The following is a 19,048-nucleotide window of genomic DNA, read 5'->3' as shown; positions in this document are numbered from 1 at the left end:
ACCTGGTTGCCTTTTGGGTCAATCCTTGGTCAGTGAGAGGAGGGGTGATGGGTCGCTGGTCGGTCGGTATTCTATTCCTGATCATGTCGTGCCTTCCCATGCATGCGTTCGCCGAATCCTACGTCGGCGCAGGGATCGGCCTGAACGCCCCCACCTTTGACACCACCGATGCCGGAAAGATGTCCCTCCAGAAAGACCTGTTTTACGGAGGCAAGATCGGCCATTATTTTAACGATCGCGGCTACAACTGGTTCGGGCTTGAAGTGGACGCGTACCGTTCCACCCCCGGCATCAAACAGCAAACCTTGCCGACGTCCAGCAACCCTCGACTCTCGGGCACGATCCCTGGTGCCGATTTGATGGTACACTCGCTGGCTTTTAATGCCTTGGTCCGTGTCACCGGCTATCAATACAAAGTCGAGCCCTATGCCGGCCTGGGCATCGGCCTCAATGTAGGAAATATCTCCAACGGAAATTTCCGACCAGAGGCGTCTTTCGCCCCAAGCTTTAATATTTTGGCCGGTATTCGCTATTATGTGACCGAGTCGATCGCCCCCTTCATCGAGTACAAGTACAACTTCGCCCAGTTCAGCTTCAACCGCAGCGACATCACGGCAGACTACCGCGCCAACCTCTTCATGTTTGGCATCTCCTACCATTTCGGGCGATAAGGAACCTGTCTTTCCCAGGACTTCGCTCTCAATAGCCGCAAATACGCTACCGAACCCATCAACAGAACCACCCGGGTAACGTACAGTGGTTTCCTGTCCGCTGGAGCATCGACTATTCACCACGCTCCCGGTCTTTGCTATTGCTGGCGAGAAGGCGTAAGGTTACTGCTGGCTGTTATCTAGACATACCCTCTCATTTGCCTGCGGCCTGCTACCGCCGACAACGCTCGAAAGGCGGCCCACCGTGTTGACGCATCCACTAGAGGTCAGGGAATGGTTCTGCGTCGCAAACGTTTTGTTGTCGCCCTCGCGAATGAAGCCCCCGTTACACCGTGTCTTTCCTTAGAGACCACCAGGCAATCTGAGCCGAACTGAGCCGACGAGCTCAGCTCAACCCTCAAATCCTTCACATCGAATATCTGGACTGATCACTCTAGCAGCGCCGAACGGAGCGCGGACGGAGCAGCTAGGCGATCACCAGACAGAACCGATGACCTGTGCCACAAGCGTTCGACCCGACCCCTACCTGGAGGTGTTTGATGAATTCAAGAATGGTTGCACACAGTTCACTCTGGGTACTGCTCATCAGCGGCTTCTTGGGCTGTTCCGGCACGAGCCCGTTTGTCACGTTGCCCAGCAGCGCTTTTTTTGAGGCCGACGCCAAAGAGCGAGAGGCATTGCAAGTTGTAAGTCGGGCGCAGGAATCACGCCGAGCGAATTGTCAGCAGGCCGGCACGTGCGAAGAGGTGACGTACACCAGGGGATTGGTCGCGTTATTCGAAAACCGCGAGGATGCGATCCACGCCTTTCAAGAATTACACACCACTGTGCCAAACGGCCGGTATGCTGCCTCCAGCTCCCGCTGGCTCACCCTGCTGCAAGGCGGGCAACTGGCGTCGGCCAAACAGGACCCGCTGTTCATTCAACTGCGACAGGAGATACTCCATGGCCTGCTGGATCCAGACACCCTCGCCACGAGTCGGAAACTAAAGGAACAGGAGCGACGGATCGCCGAGGTGAGCCACTGACATCCGGCGAGCCACTCAAAGCACCTCACGACGTCACGCCTCTCTCAACGTTGGCGTCGTGTCGATACAGGGCTCAGTGGATAAACAGCACGACTGGACGTCAGAACGATAGATTCGGAACCGACAGTTTCGTGCGAAGTTGTTCTAATAGATGGCTTGTGTGGAGCGCGCGGCCTTCATGAGTCAAATGGTATCCGGTATCGGCAAAGAACCGACGATCATATTGAAAGTCGCCCGCCGGGCCTAAGACCGGGATCTTCAGTTCCACCAGTTTCTCCTCGATGGTGCGCACGTTCTCCTGTATGCGAGGAGCATCGAACGCCATGCGCCCTGCCACCACTAGCGGCCAACCGTTATACAGCGAGACTCCGTGATCTGCGCAGTGCCGAGCAAATTCACTCAAGGTGCTCCATGGGTACATCCGTGCAACCGACTGTCCATTGAAAGGACTGCGAGCGATTCTGAAGTGAATCGAGCAAGCTTGGGAGCCATTGCGTCGAAAAGTGCGAACGGAACCGGGAGTAGCGAAAATGAGGGGGTGTAACAGGGTCCGGCCAGAATCACCGAACCCTCTAAGATATCTGCGGGAATGGTTGGAGGCGCCGGGCGGGTTCGAACCGCCGCATCGCAGTTTTGCAGACTGCTCCCTTAGCCACTTGGGTACGGCGCCACGGATCGGATTATAGAAGGGGGAGCTTCAGGAACTCAACCGCGAAGAGTCGAGAAACGCAGGAATATTCTGAACGAACCTCTCAGCAAGGACCAGCACGACGAGCTAATGTTTCGTCGGAAGCACTGGAATATCTCGAACGATGGTCGAATGTTCATCCGCCGCATGGCCGATCAATTCCCAACCAGGCTCCGCCTGACCATCTGACGCAGCGGCTGCTTCGCCGGATACTCCGGCTGCCTCCGCTTCCTTTTCCTTGGCCAACAGCTCGACCTCACGAATCAACGTGTCCATGAGTTCTTCAAGCGGCACTTTCCGCATCAACTTTCCCTTCTTAAAGAGAATACCCTTGCCCTCACCGCCGGCGATGCCGATATCCGCTTCCTTGCCTTCTCCGATGCCGTTCACCACACACCCCAGCACCGAAACGTTCAGCGGCGTCTTGATATGGCCCAGCTTCTTTTCCAGCTCATTCGCCATCCGGACTACATCGATCTCAACCCGGCCGCAGGTCGGGCACGCAATCACATTGATGCCACGATGGCGCAACTCCAGCGACTTGAGAATCTCGAATCCGACTTTGACTTCTTCCACCGGATCAGCCGCCAACGACACCCTCAAAGTATCGCCGATGCCCTGCGAGAGCAGCCATCCGAGGCCGATCGCAGACTTGACCGCACCCGTCATGGCCGTGCCGGCTTCCGTGATCCCGATATGCAAGGGATAGTTCGACTGAGTAGAGAACAAATAGTACGCGTCGATGGCATGGTGCACGTCAGAGGCCTTGAGCGACACCTTCATATTGGTGAAGCCTTCATCTTCCAACGCATGTACGGCGTTCAAGGCCGATTCCGACAGGGCTTCCGGGGAAGGCCAGCCGTATTTATCTAACAACGGGCGTTCGAGCGAGCCTCCGTTCACGCCGACGCGCAACGGAATGCCCCGCTCATTCACCGCTTTAATCACGTCCTGCACCTTCCACCAGGCGCCGATGTTGCCTGGATTGATGCGGACACAATCGACGACCTCAGCGGCCTTGAGCGCGAGACGATGGTCGAAATGAATATCCGCGATCAACGGGACCGTCATGGCGGCCTTGATCTGCGGAAGCGCGGCGGCGGCCTCATCATCAGGAACGGCGACTCGAATGATTTCACATCCGGCCTCTTCCAGCTGACGAATCTGGGCCACCGTGGCCGTCACATCACGCGTGTCCGTCGAGCACATCGACTGGACTGAAATCGGCGCATCTCCGCCGATCTTTACCGATCCTGCCTGAATCTGCCGCGTCTTTTTTCTCGTGATATGCATCCGCGTCCCAGTTGGTGTCCTGTTTAGCTGCGCTCCACCCTCAACTAGCTGCCCTGCTCGTCGCCGTGGGGAAGACTGCCCACCAGCGATGCCAAACGAGCGGCATCATCCGTAGCCACGCCGGCTCCGAACAACGCCTTCACGCTGTTGTAAATTCCGTCTGCCGTCAGGCCATACCGTTCGCGCAGCAGGTCTTGCGGGCCCTGCTCGATGTACCAATCGGGCAATCCGATCATCTTCGTTCTCAGGTTCGTGACACCTTCTTCGGAGAGGGCTTCCAAGACAGCGGAACCGAACCCACCCATCTTACACCCCTCTTCGACGGTCACCAGGCAGCGCACCTTCTTCGCCGTCTTGATGATCAGCTCCGTGTCCAGCGGCTTCACGAAACGGGCGTTGACTACCGCAGCGGAGATGCCCTCCTGCGCCAACCGTTCCGCCGCCTTCATGGCGGGCCAGACAGTCACACCGATGGCCACAATGGCGACATCCGTCCCTTCCCGGAGCAACTCGCCCTTTCCGATCGGTAGCGCGGTCGGTTCGGGATCCATCGGCACCCCAAGACTCACGCCTCGCGCATAACGCACCGAGGCGGGCCCATCGTAGCTGACACACGTCTTCATCATGTGCTGCAGCTCGTTTTCATCCTTGGGTGCTGCCACGACCATGTTCGGCACATGCCGGAGAAAGGCAAAATCGAACGCGCCATGGTGCGTCGTGCCGTCCTCAGCCACGAGACCGCCCCGGTCGATGCAGAAGGTCACGGGCAAATTCTGGGTGGCCACATCGTGCACCACCTGGTCATAGGCCCGCTGCAAGAAGGTGGAATAGAGCGCGACCACCGGCTTCATACCCTGCGTCGCCATCCCGGCGGCAAATGTAACGGCATGCTGCTCGGCGATCCCCACGTCATAAATCCGATCCGGGAACACTTTTTCAAACGCATTGAGCCCCGTGCCTTCGCACATGGCCGCGGTAATGGCCACGACCCGTTTATCCTGGTGGGCGACCTTGATCAAGGCATCAACCGCCATGCTGGTATAGCTGGGCCGCGATGCTTTTTTGGCCGGCACGCCCGTTTCACGCACAAACGGCGGACAGGCATGGAACCAGACCGGATTATCCATGGCTGCCTGATAGCCCAATCCCTTCTTCGTAATCACATGCAGGAGGACCGGGCCCTTCATCTTCAGCACATTCTCTAAGGTCGGCAGCAGGTGTTCGAAGTTATGTCCGTCGATCGGCCCGGCGTACTGGAAGCCGAGTTCCTCAAACAGCAAGCCCGGAAGTATCGCACCCTTGGCCAATTCCTCAGCCCGTCGCGCGATTTTCTGTACTTCGAGACCGATGTGCGGGATCTTGCGCAACAGCTGGCCGGTTTCCTCACGCATGCGGGCGTAGAATTCGCCGGTGAAGGTCCGGTTCAGATACGCCGAAATGGCGCCGACGTTCTTCGAGATGGACATCTGGTTATCGTTCAGGACAACGATGAAATCCTTATTGGTCCCGCCGGCATGATGCAACCCTTCGAGGGTCATCCCGGCCGTCATGGCACCGTCACCGACCACGCACACCACTTTGTGTTTTTCGTTCCGCTGCTCGCGCGCCTCCACCATGCCGAATGCCGCGGAAACCCCCGTACCGGCATGTCCGGCATTAAAGGTGTCGTAGACACTCTCTTCACGCTTGCAAAACCCGCTCAGCCCGCCGTACTGCCGGAGCGTATGGAACTGCTCCCGTCGGCCGGTCAGCAGTTTGTGAGTATAGGCTTGATTGCTGGTATCCCACACAATCTTGTCCTTCGGCGTATCTAGGAGATATTGCAGCGCGACCGTCAACTCCACGACGCCCAGATTGGAGGCCAGATGCCCCCCGACATTCGAAACCACCGTCAAGATCTGTTCACGGATCTCCTGGCACAGTTCGGGAAACTGCTCAGGGGAGAGGCGTTTCAAATCAGCGGGACTGTGGATATTTTTCAACAGAGACATTGCACAATCTCCTTGTCAAATGATGACAATTGGACGCAGGTATTCATTCAGTGGGAACAAGCCGTATAGAGAAGGTTGCGACGAAGCAGCGAAGAAGTTTCGTACAATCGGCTCATCCTCACATATGGCATCGCCGGTGTCAAGATTTCGCATTCCCTCGGGACAAGAACGGGACACCCCCGGTTACGATCGAAACCGGTAGGTGAGGACCGTGGACAGGGTAAAATCCGCCGCACTCCCGGTAATAAAATCGAGATTCTCTACTCCGTACAACTGCCACAGCAGACCGGGAAGGACTCGATAACTCACCCCCAGCACCGACTCCGTCACGCCCTTATCCAAAACTCGCGTTCCGGTCCCGTGAAACGGCGGGGAATAATAATCGAACTGTGCCGTGATCGAAAACTTTTCCGTCCAGAGATATTCCACGGCGACCAACCCGCTCATCACCGGCTGGAGTCCCAACCCGGCAATCCGCCCCATGGGAAACACTCCATTCAGGTTCGCATAGAGGATCCATCTTTCTGCGAACTTCTTATCCAGCGCCAAGCCGATGCCGACGTCAGGATGCCCGCTGCCGAACACCTGGTCGGTATCTCCAGTCGGGGCTTTGACCCCGACACGCACCGACAAGGCCGGGGCGATCGATGTTTCCTTCAGAATCTGATACTTGCCGTAAAATGAAATATCCCCCAACCCGGTGGCCCCCTCTGTCCCCCTGAACAGCGTGCGGCCTCCATTGGCTAGATTGAAGGCATACCCGACATCCTGCAGCGCCTTTCGTGGCGGCGACACCCCGGTCGTGCCCCGCTCCACCCCGACGATCGGGCCCTCCATAAAACCACCGTACCGATGATAGGCGGGAATTTCTGCGCCGATCTCCAATCGATCCGTCAGACCGTACCGAAGGAAGAGGCCAGTTCGTACGGTTTCGAATTTCATCGAGACATCGGCCTGTTCCTCCTGGTCCCTGGCAATACTGGCCGTATTCGCCACTTCCAACCGCACATCGAAATCGCCCTTTTTCAAAACCGCGGCCCGCTCGCCCGGCATGGCCAGCACCAGTTGATCCAGCGCTTGAAAGTTTCTGACCGGAAACGGACCGAATCCTTCCGCTCCAGCGGAGAACGGGAGGCCACACAGGGACATCACCACGAAGAAGCAATAGATCACCTGCCGCATGAATACTCTCGGCCGTCCACTCAGTAACACTTAATAGGGGAAGTCTAACCCTGCGAAGACCGCGCCACCCTCACGACTGTATCCGTAATCTACTCGGCCGACGACATTGGGGCGAACGATGGCGCGAAACCCCAACCCGGGCGTCATCCGATAATCCTGGAAGCTGACGTCTTTGAACGAGTTGAATACCTGACCCGTGTCGAGAAACGGAGCCACTTCGAAATCCGCCGTCACCCCGGCCAGCTTCGTCCGCAGGAGATGGATCCGTTCCTCGATACTGAAGGCAATCAGATGTTTGTCGATGTATCGGTCCAACCCGAACCCACGCAGATTGTTCTGCCCACCGAGCGAGGACTGTTCGAAAAACGGCACCTGGGACCCGATGGTCGCCTGCAAGTCGGCACGGATGACCAGAATGGCGCGCTTGGACTCGCTCGGAAACAGTTTTTTGACTTCGAGTTCATAGCGCGAATAGACCGGGTGGTCGCCGTTTTTGATGTTTTGATTCAACTCCGCATAGGCCATGACGGACAGTCCATCCGTGGGTGTGACCAGACTGTCGCGGGTGTCGTAATGAAAGGACGCGCGGTGCCCGACGATAATGGACTCGCCTTGAATGCCGTCCACGGCCGGGAATTGCTCGACCGAAAAGGGAAGGTCGGTACCGCCTCGTTGGAGCCGCACCTGCCGGACTCGCTGCCCAACGGAGATCTGGGTGACTTCATTCGCATAGAGGCCGAGCCGCCAATAGGCTCGCGCTTCCCTCGCCGTGTAGTTCGATTCATCCGCCTGCACGGTCGATTGGCCCAGCCCAAAAAACCGAGAAGTGGCGTTCTTGAAGAAGGTACCGCCAAAGTTAAGGTAGTATTGTCCGTTGCCGAATGCCGGATCGACATAATCGAACAACACCTTGCGTTCAATCCGCTCAGTCAACGAGGCGATGAATCGCATCTGGCGTCCACCCGGCTCATACTTAAACAGATTGAAGACCCCGCGAGTACCCACGATCGAGTTCTGAATGAGCATGGGCGCCATCAGATACTTCAGCTCTCCGTCCGGATTCGTGATCAGAATCGGTGCGATCAAGCCGGCGTCGTTGCCGTCGTTCCGACTGGTTGAAATGGAGGGAACCGGAAAAATCTGCGTGTCTGCCTCTGCCGGAGCCGGAAGGCTCAGGAACAGAAGACCGGCCAGCGCCAGACAGATTCGAATCGACGAAAAATGGTGACACTGCATGGCGCTTGCCGGAATTGCTCGCCCCTAGCGGGACTACGGAGCTTTGATCTTGTCGGATTTCTTGCGGAGTTGGTCGACGAGGTCGGGATACGAGGAGGTGTGGAGGATCTTCGTAAATTGCCCGCGATAGTTATTCACCAAACTGACGCCATCGACCACAACATCGTACACATGCCAGTCGTTACTCTTGTGCAGCAATCGGTAATCCATGGGAATTTCAGCCTTCCCGGAGAGGACCTTCGTACGGACCTCCGCATATTCTTTCTCCATCCGCTCGTTCAGGTACTGCACGCCCTCACCGGAATAGGTCTCCACACGGTCAGCATACGTATTGGTCAAGAGTGTACGAAAGAGATCAACGAACTCCTGCTTGTCCTTGTCGGACAACTGATTCCATTGAGCCCCCAACGACCGCCGGGACATTTCAGGATAATCAAACCGTTGCGCCACGACCTTCTCCAAGCGTTGCCGCCGGTCATCCTGCCGAGCGGGTGCTTTGAGCTCTTTATCATTCAAAATCTTGAGGACTTCATCGATGGTGCCCTTGATCGAATCCGTCGCCGGCCCTGCGATGGCGACCGCCTGTCCACCGACTAACACCTGCAGCGCCAACAGCGTCCCGATGATCATCCCTCGCACTACATACATCCCAACACCTCTCGTTTGAGTGGCAAGCCTCTCACCGCACCGGCCTGGCATATTCATTCCCATTCCCTGACCTCTCATCCGATCCAACTAGTTGACCTTCCCGTGTACATACTGGCTGACCAATTCCTCGAGATCAAGTCCGGATTCGGTATCACGAATTTTATCGCCGGGCTTCAACGGATCGCCCCCGCCTCCTACCGACAGGGCGAGATACTTGTCTCCGATAATCCCGCGTGTCTTGATGGAAGCAATCGTGTCGGAATACAACTTCACGCCGTCTTGAATCGCCAGCGCCACCAAGGCACGATCGCTGCTGAGGCCGATTTGGCGGACACGCCCCACTTCCACGCCGGCAATTTCAACCGACGCGCCTGGTTTGAGCCCCGACGCAGAGGTGAACTCCGCCTCAACCGGATAATTGTGTCCGCCGATCACTTCCAACTTCCCCAACTTGATAGACAGATAGCCGAGACAGGCGACCCCGACGAGCACAAAGATTCCCACCATCAATTCCAGCTTTGCACGTTCCATAACGTCTCCTATCAGAGGGATGCGGTCGGCAACCCCTTCGGCGTGACGGCCCCCGCGACAAAAATAAACTCCCGAATCTCGGCGTCCGTCGTCTTGACGAATTCATACGATGGCGCCATCTCGGCAATCCGTCCATTCCTGAGCATCGCCACATAATCGGAGATCCCGAAGATCTCGGGGATCTCGTGACTGACCATGACAGCGGTAAACTTGAATTGTTGCTGCATCGCCACGATCAGATCATGAATGGCTTTCGCCATCAACGGATCGAGCCCCGTCGTCGGCTCGTCGAACAGAATGATCTCCGGCTCCATCACCAGGGCGCGTGCCAACCCGGCGCGTTTGCGCATGCCGCCGCTCAGTTCGGCGGGAAACTTATGGCCCATGCCCTTCAGGCCCACCTGCTCGAGCTTTTCCTCAACCCGCCGGGTGACGATGTCGCCCTTCAAGCGCAGCTTCTCCCGTAAGGGGAAGGCGACATTTTCAAACACCGTCATCGAGTCGAACAACGCTGCCCCCTGGAACAACATGGCAAATTTCTTCCGCACCTCGTTGAGGGCCTGCCCCTTGAGTCGCGCAATGTTCGTGTCATCGATCCAGACCTCGCCACGATCCGGCTGCATCAGGCCGATAATATGCTTCAGCAGGACACTCTTGCCTTCGCCGCTTCGCCCGATAATCGTCGTGAGTTTGCCTGTGGGGATGGTCAGGTCCACGCCTCGTAGCACTGGCTGCCCGCCCAAAGTCTTTTCGACGCCGACCAGTTTAATCATGGATCCTCGTGCATGCTACATCTGCCCCCTGCCGTCGCAGTCGCCTCATGCGCGTCACATGCTACGGCGTTAGAGCAGCACCGACGTCAGAAAATAATCCCACACCAGAATCAGGACGGCCGACAGCACCACCGCTTCGGTCGTCGCCGTCCCCAATCCCTCGGCACTATGTTTGGTGTGAAAACCTTTGTAACAACAAACCCAACTGATCAGCAGGCCGAAGCTGATGGATTTCAAAATACCGCCGTAGACATCCTTCCACTCGACGGCCGACTCAATCGAACTCCAGTAGGCGCCTTCATTACCATTCAACAACTGCACGCCGACGACATACCCGCCATAAATCCCGACGACGTCAAAGAGCGCAACCAGAAGCGGTACGGCGATGAGACTGGCGACGAGCTTGGGGCCAATCAAATATTGCAGCGGGTTGATCGCCATCGTGTCCAAGGCATCGATCTGTTCCGTAATCCGCATGATCCCGATTTCCGCCGTCATGGCGGACCCAGCCCGGGCCGTCACCATCAAGGCCGCCAGAACCGGTCCCAATTCCCGGATGATGCTGAGCGCCACAGCAGAACCGAGCACTGCTTCAGAACCGAATTTTCGTAGAGTGTAATGTCCCTGCAGCGCCAGGACCATGCCAGTGAAAACAGCGGTGAGGACGACCACAAACGTAGACTTATAGCCGATGAAATTCAGCTGCTTGACGATTTGGTAGACCCGGAATGGCGGACGCGTCAACCAGGCAAAGGAAGACAGGACAAATAACATCATCCGTCCCATCTGCTCTGTCAGATCGATCGTATATCGCCCGATACGAGCAATGCCTTCCATGCCACGCTCTCCTCTCGTCCACCTACCCGACTCAGCCGTCGAACCACGTTGAGCCTGATTAGGCCAGTCCCTCACGCAGCGCCTGGTCGGCGCAGGCGCTGAATACCGCCGTCAGCTGTGTTCCGGCGACGCGGCTTTGCACACGAAGTCGATTGAGTCCGATCAAACTCGTCGGGTGAGCCAGGCACGCAGCGACACCCTTCACCCACCCAGATGGCCTGAGAAACAGGTTGAAGTCAAGCGGAAGGCTTTCATCGACAAGATCCGATGCCGTACGAATAATGACAAAAGGAATCTCGTGCTCCGAGGCCACGGCCCCCAACGCCGCGCTCTCCATGTCGAGTCCGATCCCTCCCACGCGAGCGGCAACCTCCCGTTTCTCTTCCGCGCGGCAAAGAACTCGTGGAACCGTCACAAACCGGCCGGACTGCACGGACACACGCTGTTCCTGCACAGCCCGCCGCACCCAGTCGACCAATACCGGCGCGCAGGGAATCGGTCGTCCGACCTCTCTGCCATCTTCCATTGTCACCTGCGTGCCGATCAACACCTGACCGATCTCCGCCGGACCCAACGCACAAGCAAACCCGGTCGACCACACAGCGGCAAATGACCGTTCCGCAAGCATCCGCCTAGCCGTTGTAGCGGCCCGTTCTGGGCCGACACCCATCGGAATGACCCACCACTCAACCGGCCCCTGCTGCGCGACGACGCAACGAATCCCCCCGACGGTCTGCACCTCGCTCGCGGCAAACGCCTGACGCACGGCAGCCAACTCCCACCGGGTTGCCACGAACACTCCGATCGCGGTCACGATGACTCCCGAGGAACAATGAGAGGAAGAACTGAACTGGGTGAACACCCACGGTCAGCGTGGCGATCGGAACTGTCCTGATTGATAGGCCTGCAGACGCAATTCATCGGCTCTCGTCGTTCCACGAGCCTTGAGATTGCGGTACATAGCCAGCGCCCAGAGGGGGAAGTACTGGCAATACCAATGATAACGAAGGTAGAACACGCGTGGGAAACCGGTTCCGGTATGGCGTACCTCTTCCCATGACCCATCCTTCCGCTGATTCCGAATGAGGTAATGGATCCCCCTGGCCAGACTGAAGGAGTCCGTCACTCCGCCTGCCATCAAGGCCAACAGCGCCCAGGCTGTTTGCGACGGCGTGCTGTCACCGCGACCGCTCTGCGAGACATCTCCGTACGACAGGCATGACTCACCCCACCCGCCGTCGGGGTTCTGTTTGGACTCGACCCAACTGACCGCCCGGCGGATATAGGGTGACGAAAGATCCTCTCCAATGGCCCGCAGGCCGGAAAGGACCGACCAGGTCCCATAAATGTAGTTTACGCCCCAACGGCCATACCAACTGCCATCGTGCTCCTGATCATTTTTCACAAACGTCAGCGCAGAGGCGACGGCAGGATGGGTCCAGTCATATCCCAACGTCGCCAGCATCTCCAGGCACCGCCCGGCAAGGTCGGCTGTGCTGGGGTCAAGCAGCGCGCGATGGTCGGCGAACGGGATGTAGTTGAACACAATCCGATTATTATCGACGTCGTAGGCGCCCCACCCCCCGTCTGAGCCTTGCATCGACGTCACCCAGCGACACCCACGGCGAATCGCCAGGCGTTGTTGAGCCTCATCGGGCAGATGCACCTTCGCCAAGGCCATGAGCACCACCGCTGAATCGTCGACATCGGGGAACAGTTCGTTCTCGAATTGAAAATACCATCCGCCCGGTTCGGCTCCGGGAGAGGAGATAATCCAATCGCCGACGGTCTTGGTCTGTTTGGACAATAACCACGACGACGCCTTCTGCAGCGCCGGATGATCCTCCGGCATACCGGCCTCGATCAGGGCATTGATGAGCAAGGCGGTGTCCCAGATTGGAGAGTGGCACGGTTGCAAATGCATGGCATCGACACATTGGCCGTTATCCTGCACCGTGTCGTGTATTTCCAGCTCCTCAATCTCCCGCATCGCCTTGACCAGAAGAGGGTCGTCGTTCTTATATCCAAGGCAATGCAACGCCATCACGGAGTTGGCCATGGCGGGATAAATCGCGCCGAGGCCTCCGCTGCCCTTCATGTGGTCGAGCATCCAATGCTCAGCGCACTTGAGCGCCTTCTGTCGAACCCACTCAACGGGCGAGCGATCATAGATCTTAAGCAGCGCATCGAGATTGATGAAAAAGTTTCTCGCTGTGAACCATGTCCGGTCCTTTTTCAACGGAGGCACGGTGCCGTAGTCGATCTCTGCCGGCGGTTGTGTATATAGCTCGTCGATCCCCTGCTCGCTGGGAACATGACACAACGGCCGCTTGGCAAAAATGATCAAAAGCGGAATCAGCACTGCGCGCGACCAATAGGAAATCGCGTAGATGCTGAAATAGAACCGCTTCGGCAACAGCATGATTTCCGGAGGCATACTGGGGACGCCGCGCCAGTCATACTGACCGAACAGGGCAAGCGCGATTTTCGTGAAGACATTCGCCGCCACCACGCCACCCTTCTCCAGGATGCAGGTGCGGGCGTTCACCATGAAGGGCTCGTCGGCAGACACACCGGACAGCTTCAACGCAAAGTAGGCCTTCACCGAGGCGCTGATCTCCGCAGGCCCCCCGTGATAAATGGGCCACCCACCGTCGGGTAACTGTGCCGATTTTAAGTACCGAACCGCTTTGCGCTCCCGCTCGGGATCGATACAGTCCAGGAAGCGGCGCAACATCAGATATTCGGACGTCAGTGTGGTATCGGCCTCCAACTCGGCCACCCAGTACCCTTCTGACGCGTCTTGTCGCGCCAGAAACCAGGCCTGGCTTTTCCGAAGCGCCTCTTCCAGCGCTTCAACCTGCCCTGTGGAGTGAGCCGGGGCCCGCTTGGCCGCACTCTCACCGGCCTGTATCGCTGGTTTGTTGGAGACGAGTCGGAGCACCGGAGCGGAGGCAAAGTCACGCGCCGCCCTAATTCGGCTCGGGACCGACACCAGCAGACTATCGGACAAACGATTGAACAAGTTCTTGAGAAGTCGCATAGCGTGATGCCGTGAATCTGAAACAGACGGGGGGATTGAGAGTCGAGATGGTTCCATTAATCAGGCAACAAACACATGAAACCGCACGATACCCGTTATCAGCATGAGCAGTTCTGTATAACAAACTGTTTCTGGGCAGTCAAGGCAACCGACCCGTACCAGGGCACCAGGACAGCCTTCCCAAGCCCTCGGCCGGTGCCATACGGACCCATCCTCCGCCCGAATTACGCCGGCTGAAGATCGCCGAGCTTAACCGAAATCAGCGTCGACACCCCGGGCTCTTCCATCGTGACCCCGAACAGCGAATCAGCCATCGCCATCGTCCGCTTGTTGTGCGTAATGACCATAAACTGGGCGGTCGACGACAAACTCCGCAACACGCTCGTAAAGCGTCCGATATTTTCCTCATCGAGCGGCGCATCGATTTCGTCCAAGATACAGAACGGCGTCGGGCGGATCAAGAAGCTGGCGATGAGCAACGCCATCGCGGTCAGCGTCTTCTCTCCGCCGGACAGCATGGTAATACTCTTCAGGCGCTTTCCCGGCGGCTGAGCCACGATCTCCACACCCGGCTCGCGCGCACCGTTGTCCTCCACGCCCTCTTCCAACGGCTCCTCGACCAGCTGCAACTCGGCGCGGCCCCCGGGGAAGAACTGAGAAAAGACGTCCCGGAATTTCTGCTGCAACTCGTTGAACGTCTCCACGAACATGTCCTTCGTCGTCCGGTTGATCCGCTGGATGATTTCCTTGAGGGACGCGATGGACGTCGAGAGGTCCTGCTCCTGCGTGGTGAGGAATTGATACCGCTCTTCCAGCTCACGATGCTCGTCAATGGCCGCCAGATTGATAGCGCCCATACGATCCAGGCGTTCACGGATTTTTTGAATCTGCTCCCGCAACTGCGGTGTTTCCAGAATCGAGACCGGGGCCGGCGGTGCGTCTCCCTCCGGTAGCGGCTGATCACTCGCGGGCAGGAGTAACGTGGCCGGATCGATCTGGTAGGTCCCGGCCAATGTGCTCTCAATTGTGGAGAGGTGCGCCTTCACTTCTGCTTTGCGCACTTCCGCCGTCATTCGTCGATCGTGCAACGCAGAGAGGCTCTGCCGCACTGTACTGAGGGATGCCTCCACCGCATGCAGCCCGGCCATTTCCTGCGCCTGCCGCTCCTGGGAGGCCACCAACTCGGCCTTGATTCCATCCACCTCAGCGCCCAATTCGCGACACAACGCTTCCTGCCTGGTCTGCTCCTCCCGGCTATTTTCGGTCGCCTCAACCAAGCCGGCTACCTGCTCTTCCAAATCAGCCGCGCGGCGTTGGGCCGCATCGAGTCGTTGCGTAAACCGGGCAATATCGTTCGTGGCATGGTCTCGTCTCCCGCGCATGCTCTCCAAGGACAATCGGACCTCGGTGAGGCGGTGTTGGATCGCCAGGCTTTGGCTTTCAATCACGACCAGTCGCTCTCTGATTTGCAGTAACCCGGTTTCCTGCCCGAGCTTCTCCGCCACCCATTGGCCCAACTGGGCCTGACTGGACTGAAACTCCTCCTGAAGCCGCGCCTGCTCGGCCAAGCCCCGTTGCAGCTCCTCCGCCAAGACATCCACCCGCCGGTGCAATTCTCCGCGCTGACGTTCTACGCCCGCATCGTCTTTCTGCAGCGATAACTCCAGCATCTCCGCTTCGCGGATCGCCCGACCGAGGCGCTGCTCATCTTCACGGCCGAGCCCTAAGTCGGCTGCCGCTTCCTCTCGCGCCGCCCGCGCCTGCTCAAGGGCTTGAATCGCTGCAGTCCTCCGGGCTTCCAACTCCAATACTTCCCGGCGACGTTGCAGCAAACCGCCACTGGCACTGCTGCCACCCCCGGTCATCACACCAGCGGCGTCCAGCGTCTCACCCGACAACGTGACATAGGTCGGCCCGGAGGGGGCGGCCCATTGATGCTGTTGCCACAACTGCAGGGCCACGTCCAATGATTCCACGAACACGATCCCGTCGAACAAATAGCTCAATGTCGACGCGGAGGCGCCGTCCGCGCGAATCAAATCCGTCGCGCGCCCCACCACACCCGGCTGGCCGCTCAACGCGGGCCACCACGAGGCCGATGCGTCCGTCGCCCCCTGCTCAGGGGCCCACCGCAATTGCTGCGGAAGAAACGCTCCGCGCCCCAATTCTTTGCCTTTCAAAAACTCCACCGCACGACAGGCTGCTGACGGCTCATCCACGAGCCAGCCGCGAACACGTTCCCCCAAGATCGTCTCGACGGCACGGTCCAGTCCCGGCGGAATCACCAGCCACTCGGCGAGCGCCTCGCGCACGCCATCGCATGTTTTCAACGCCGTATCCTCTTCCTCGCCCTCACGGCCATACCCCATTTCCTCACGCACGACGCCCTGAAGGGCACCCAGACGCGACTCCACACCGGCGACGTCCTCGGAAAACTTCACGATATCGCGGTCCAGGCCGGTGATTTGCCCCCCCAGCCCTTCGATCCGCTCGATCGCCGCCTGCCGTTCGGTCATGAGTTCTTGAATGCGCCCGCTGGCCTCTTCGCGCTGCGCGGCCAGCACGTCACGTTGTTGATCCAACCCCGCCACCTGCGCCACCAACTGTTCCTGCTCGCGGGAGAGTCGTTCCGCTCGAGCAGTGGTTTCCTGCTGACGGGACGTGATCTGCGTGAGGCTCTGCTCCGTATTCGCAACGAGTACGGCTAAGTTCAACACATCTTTCCGCGCACGCTCTTCTTCCGCGACCGCCGAGGAGCGATGGCCGGCCAACGATTTTGCCTCGACATCCGCCTGTTGAAATTGTGCCTCCTGCGCAGCGATGTCCCCTTCCAATTGGAGCAGCATCGCTCGAAGCGTTTCGATTTCCACCTGAGCCTGTTCGCGATCCGCAGCGAGCCGTTCCATCTCCTGCGCAGCCTGCAGACGTTGCCGCTCAAACAGTTCTGTCCGGTTCCGCTCAACCTCCGCAGCCGTCAAAGCCTGTGACTGTCGCTGTTCGGTGCCGGCCAACGTATCACGCACCCGCGCAATGGCCTCCGCCGCGTCATTCATGCGCAGCCTGATCGCTTCCTGCTCGGCATCCATGCGCGCCTGCTCGGCCACCTGTTCCGCTTCCTGCGATTCCACCTCTCGGGCTTCGTGATCGACGGACTCCAGGTCGGCATGCATGGTGCGATAGTCACGGGACAGGAGTTCAATCTCGAGACCACGGGCTTCCTGCTGCAACGTCTGATACGAACGCGCCTGGCGGGCCTGACGCTCCAGCGAATTGAGCTGTTTCTTGACCTCGGCGACAATATCGCGCACTCGCACCAGGTTCTGTTGGGTCGCGTCAAGCTTACGGAGGGCTTCGGCCTTTTGCTTTTTGTACCGGACGATTCCCGCCGTTTCCTCGATCAGTTCCCGGCGATCCTGCGGCGAAGCCTGCAGAATCTGCTCAATTCGGCCCTGCTCGATGACGGTATGTCCCTTGGACCCTGCCCTGGTTTCGATCAGGACATTTCGAATGTCCTTGAGCCGACAGGGCGTCTTGTTGATGAGATATTCACTATCCCCGTTTCGATAGAGCCGGCGGGTGATCATCAGTTCCTGATATTCGCTCAACTGGCTTGGCAGCCCGGAAATCGCATCCAGCCGCAACTCACCGAGCCCGCCGATGACCAGCGAGACCTCCACCAACCCCAACGGCTTGCGCACTTCCGTACCGTTGAAGATGACGTCTTCCATCTTCTCGCTCCGAAGCGTTTTGGTACTTTGCTCGCCCAGCACCCAGAGGATGGAATCGACGACGTTACTCTTGCCGCTCCCGTTCGGACCCACGATGGCCGTGATGCCTTTCGGGAATTGGATTTTCGCCTCCGCGAACGACTTGAAGCCGAGCATTTCCAATGACTTCAGATACACCGGCGACCTCCAGAGCAAGAAGGTTGAGATGGGACGGAGTATGGGGAATAAACCGGAAAATCTTCTATCACAGCGATAGAATCAATGCAAAGAAAAACCCCTGATATGGGGGAAGATTGGTGCCACTCCCCCAACATATGGAGGAGCGGCAAAAACAGTGGAAGGAAGCGTAGCCGGCGCCAGGCAGCGCTAGTTCGCCGAGGCCGACGCGCGTGAAGCCGATTCGATCGTGACCAGTTCTTTGGGAAGGAGAAACTCGACGTCTTCTTCGATGACCGTCAGCTCCTCGACCTCCTCGGAAGAACCAAGGCGTTTCAGGTAGGCCACCACTTCGGTGACCAGGACCTCAGGAGCAGAAGCCCCGGCAGACAGCCCCACACTCTTGGCATCTTTCAGCCAGTCCGGATTGATATCCGAGGCCGCATCGATGAGATAGGACGGAATGCCGCAATGCTCGCCCAATTCGCGAAGTCGATTCGAATTCGAGCTGTTCGGGGACCCGATCACGAGGATCACATCGACCAGCTTCGACAACGACTTAACCGCGTTCTGGCGGTTTTGGGTCGCGTAACAGATATCTTCCTGATGCGGCCCTTTGATATTCGGGAACCGCTGGTGCAACGCCTCGACGATGTCGCGACATTCATCGACACTCAGCGTGGTCTGGGTCACGTAGGACAGATTCTGCGTCTTCTCGACGTGAAGCCGTTCCACATCCTGGACGGAAGACACCAGGTGAAACTTATCCGGGATCTGGCCCAACGTCCCGATGACCTCTGGATGTCCCGCATGGCCGATGAGAATCAACTCATACCCTTGCGTATAGTCGCGATTCACTTCGTTATGAACCTTGATCACCAGCGGACAGGTGGCATCAATGACATGCAAGCGGCGGCTCTGCGCCTCTTCCCAGACCGACTTCGCCACACCATGGGCGCTGAAGATCACCACCGATCCTTCGGGCACTTCGTTCAGCTCTTCCACGAATACGGCACCCTTATGCCGGAGCGAGTTCACCACGTGCCGGCTATGGACGATCTCGTGACGCACATAAATCGGCGCCCCATATTTCTTGAGTGACAGATCAACAATGTCTATGGCGCGGTCGACACCCGCGCAGAATCCACGAGGATTGGCTAAATATATCTTCATATTCCGTTTCCCTCTCACGCTCATGTAGGGCGGTTCGGCCTGTCGGGAAAGCGCGTAGTCGCACTGAACG

The 19,048-nt window shown here is 58.1% G+C and carries 15 protein-coding genes and 1 tRNA gene; 2 read left to right on the top strand and 14 right to left on the bottom strand.

Going from position 1 to position 19,048, the window contains the following annotated elements; genetic code table 11:
- Positions 1-47 precede the first annotated feature (47 nt).
- Positions 48-671, top strand: a complete 624-nt coding sequence (locus V9G17_13360; GenBank protein MEI2753585.1) for an outer membrane beta-barrel protein — start codon at positions 48-50, stop codon at positions 669-671.
- A 551-nt stretch (positions 672-1,222) separates the two neighbouring features.
- Positions 1,223-1,699 (top strand): hypothetical protein, encoded by a 477-nt coding sequence (locus tag V9G17_13355; GenBank protein MEI2753584.1) that lies wholly within the window; start codon positions 1,223-1,225, stop codon positions 1,697-1,699.
- A 100-nt stretch (positions 1,700-1,799) separates the two neighbouring features.
- On the opposite strand, the gene V9G17_13350 is transcribed toward V9G17_13355, so the two are convergent.
- From V9G17_13350 to ispH, 14 genes are all read right to left on the bottom strand, one after another.
- Positions 1,800-2,102, bottom strand: coding sequence for a hypothetical protein (locus V9G17_13350; GenBank protein MEI2753583.1), 303 nt, complete (start codon positions 2,100-2,102; stop codon positions 1,800-1,802).
- Positions 2,103-2,293: 191 nt separating this feature from the next.
- Positions 2,294-2,369: transfer RNA gene (locus V9G17_13345), tRNA-Cys, on the bottom strand.
- 105 nt (positions 2,370-2,474) lie between these two features.
- Positions 2,475-3,680, bottom strand: a complete 1,206-nt coding sequence (gene ispG, locus V9G17_13340; protein MEI2753582.1) for a flavodoxin-dependent (E)-4-hydroxy-3-methylbut-2-enyl-diphosphate synthase — start codon at positions 3,678-3,680, stop codon at positions 2,475-2,477.
- Positions 3,681-3,724: 44 nt separating this feature from the next.
- Positions 3,725-5,671: a 1-deoxy-D-xylulose-5-phosphate synthase gene (dxs, locus tag V9G17_13335; protein MEI2753581.1), complete on the bottom strand. Its 1,947-nt coding sequence runs from the start codon at positions 5,669-5,671 to the stop codon at positions 3,725-3,727.
- A gap of 183 nt (positions 5,672-5,854) precedes the next feature.
- On the bottom strand, positions 5,855-6,853 hold the full coding sequence (locus V9G17_13330) for a DUF3187 family protein (protein ID MEI2753580.1): 999 nt from the start codon (positions 6,851-6,853) through the stop codon (positions 5,855-5,857).
- A 30-nt stretch (positions 6,854-6,883) separates the two neighbouring features.
- Positions 6,884-8,089 carry a BamA/TamA family outer membrane protein gene (locus V9G17_13325; protein ID MEI2753579.1) on the bottom strand — a complete coding sequence of 402 codons (1,206 nt, stop codon included), beginning with the start codon at positions 8,087-8,089 and terminating at the stop codon, positions 6,884-6,886.
- Positions 8,090-8,122: 33 nt separating this feature from the next.
- Positions 8,123-8,737 carry an ABC transporter substrate-binding protein gene (locus tag V9G17_13320; protein ID MEI2753578.1) on the bottom strand — a complete coding sequence of 205 codons (615 nt, stop codon included), beginning with the start codon at positions 8,735-8,737 and terminating at the stop codon, positions 8,123-8,125.
- Positions 8,738-8,824: 87 nt separating this feature from the next.
- A complete protein-coding gene (gene mlaD, locus V9G17_13315; protein ID MEI2753577.1) occupies positions 8,825-9,268 on the bottom strand; it encodes an outer membrane lipid asymmetry maintenance protein MlaD in 444 nt (147 codons plus the stop codon).
- 11 nt (positions 9,269-9,279) lie between these two features.
- Positions 9,280-10,041, bottom strand: coding sequence for an ATP-binding cassette domain-containing protein (locus V9G17_13310; GenBank protein MEI2753576.1), 762 nt, complete (start codon positions 10,039-10,041; stop codon positions 9,280-9,282).
- A gap of 69 nt (positions 10,042-10,110) precedes the next feature.
- Positions 10,111-10,878: an ABC transporter permease gene (locus V9G17_13305; protein MEI2753575.1), complete on the bottom strand. Its 768-nt coding sequence runs from the start codon at positions 10,876-10,878 to the stop codon at positions 10,111-10,113.
- Between the two features lie 58 nt (positions 10,879-10,936).
- On the bottom strand, positions 10,937-11,692 hold the full coding sequence (locus tag V9G17_13300; GenBank protein ID MEI2753574.1) for a hypothetical protein: 756 nt from the start codon (positions 11,690-11,692) through the stop codon (positions 10,937-10,939).
- Positions 11,693-11,746: 54 nt separating this feature from the next.
- Positions 11,747-13,921, bottom strand: coding sequence for a squalene--hopene cyclase (gene shc, locus V9G17_13295; GenBank protein MEI2753573.1), 2,175 nt, complete (start codon positions 13,919-13,921; stop codon positions 11,747-11,749).
- Positions 13,922-14,145: 224 nt separating this feature from the next.
- Complete coding sequence (smc, locus tag V9G17_13290) at positions 14,146-17,826, bottom strand: chromosome segregation protein SMC (protein ID MEI2753572.1); 3,681 nt, start codon at positions 17,824-17,826, stop codon at positions 14,146-14,148.
- A gap of 189 nt (positions 17,827-18,015) precedes the next feature.
- Positions 18,016-18,978 (bottom strand): 4-hydroxy-3-methylbut-2-enyl diphosphate reductase, encoded by a 963-nt coding sequence (gene ispH / locus V9G17_13285; GenBank protein ID MEI2753571.1) that lies wholly within the window; start codon positions 18,976-18,978, stop codon positions 18,016-18,018.
- Positions 18,979-19,048 lie beyond the last annotated feature (70 nt).

Source organism: Nitrospira sp., from assembly GCA_037045225.1.
Classification (GTDB): domain Bacteria; phylum Nitrospirota; class Nitrospiria; order Nitrospirales; family Nitrospiraceae; genus Nitrospira_A.
Note: the sequence above shows the minus strand (reverse complement) of the source record. Positions and strands in the feature narration are given on the sequence as shown.

What these genes read in the sequence shown, in the direction of transcription:
- V9G17_13355 (MEI2753584.1), top strand. Translation starts at nt 1,223, where the DNA reads ATGGTTGCACACAGTTCACTCTGGGTACTGCTCATCAGCGGCTTCTTG.
- V9G17_13305 (MEI2753575.1), bottom strand. Translation starts at nt 10,878, where the DNA reads ATGGAAGGCATTGCTCGTATCGGGCGATATACGATCGATCTGACAGAG.
- V9G17_13330 (MEI2753580.1), bottom strand. Translation starts at nt 6,853, where the DNA reads ATGCGGCAGGTGATCTATTGCTTCTTCGTGGTGATGTCCCTGTGTGGC.
- V9G17_13320 (MEI2753578.1), bottom strand. Translation starts at nt 8,737, where the DNA reads ATGTATGTAGTGCGAGGGATGATCATCGGGACGCTGTTGGCGCTGCAG.
- ispG (MEI2753582.1), bottom strand. Translation starts at nt 3,680, where the DNA reads ATGCATATCACGAGAAAAAAGACGCGGCAGATTCAGGCAGGATCGGTA.
- mlaD (MEI2753577.1), bottom strand. Translation starts at nt 9,268, where the DNA reads ATGGAACGTGCAAAGCTGGAATTGATGGTGGGAATCTTTGTGCTCGTC.
- V9G17_13360 (MEI2753585.1), top strand. Translation starts at nt 48, where the DNA reads ATGGGTCGCTGGTCGGTCGGTATTCTATTCCTGATCATGTCGTGCCTT.
- V9G17_13310 (MEI2753576.1), bottom strand. Translation starts at nt 10,041, where the DNA reads ATGATTAAACTGGTCGGCGTCGAAAAGACTTTGGGCGGGCAGCCAGTG.
- V9G17_13325 (MEI2753579.1), bottom strand. Translation starts at nt 8,089, where the DNA reads ATGCAGTGTCACCATTTTTCGTCGATTCGAATCTGTCTGGCGCTGGCC.
- dxs (MEI2753581.1), bottom strand. Translation starts at nt 5,671, where the DNA reads ATGTCTCTGTTGAAAAATATCCACAGTCCCGCTGATTTGAAACGCCTC.
- ispH (MEI2753571.1), bottom strand. Translation starts at nt 18,978, where the DNA reads ATGAAGATATATTTAGCCAATCCTCGTGGATTCTGCGCGGGTGTCGAC.
- shc (MEI2753573.1), bottom strand. Translation starts at nt 13,921, where the DNA reads ATGCGACTTCTCAAGAACTTGTTCAATCGTTTGTCCGATAGTCTGCTG.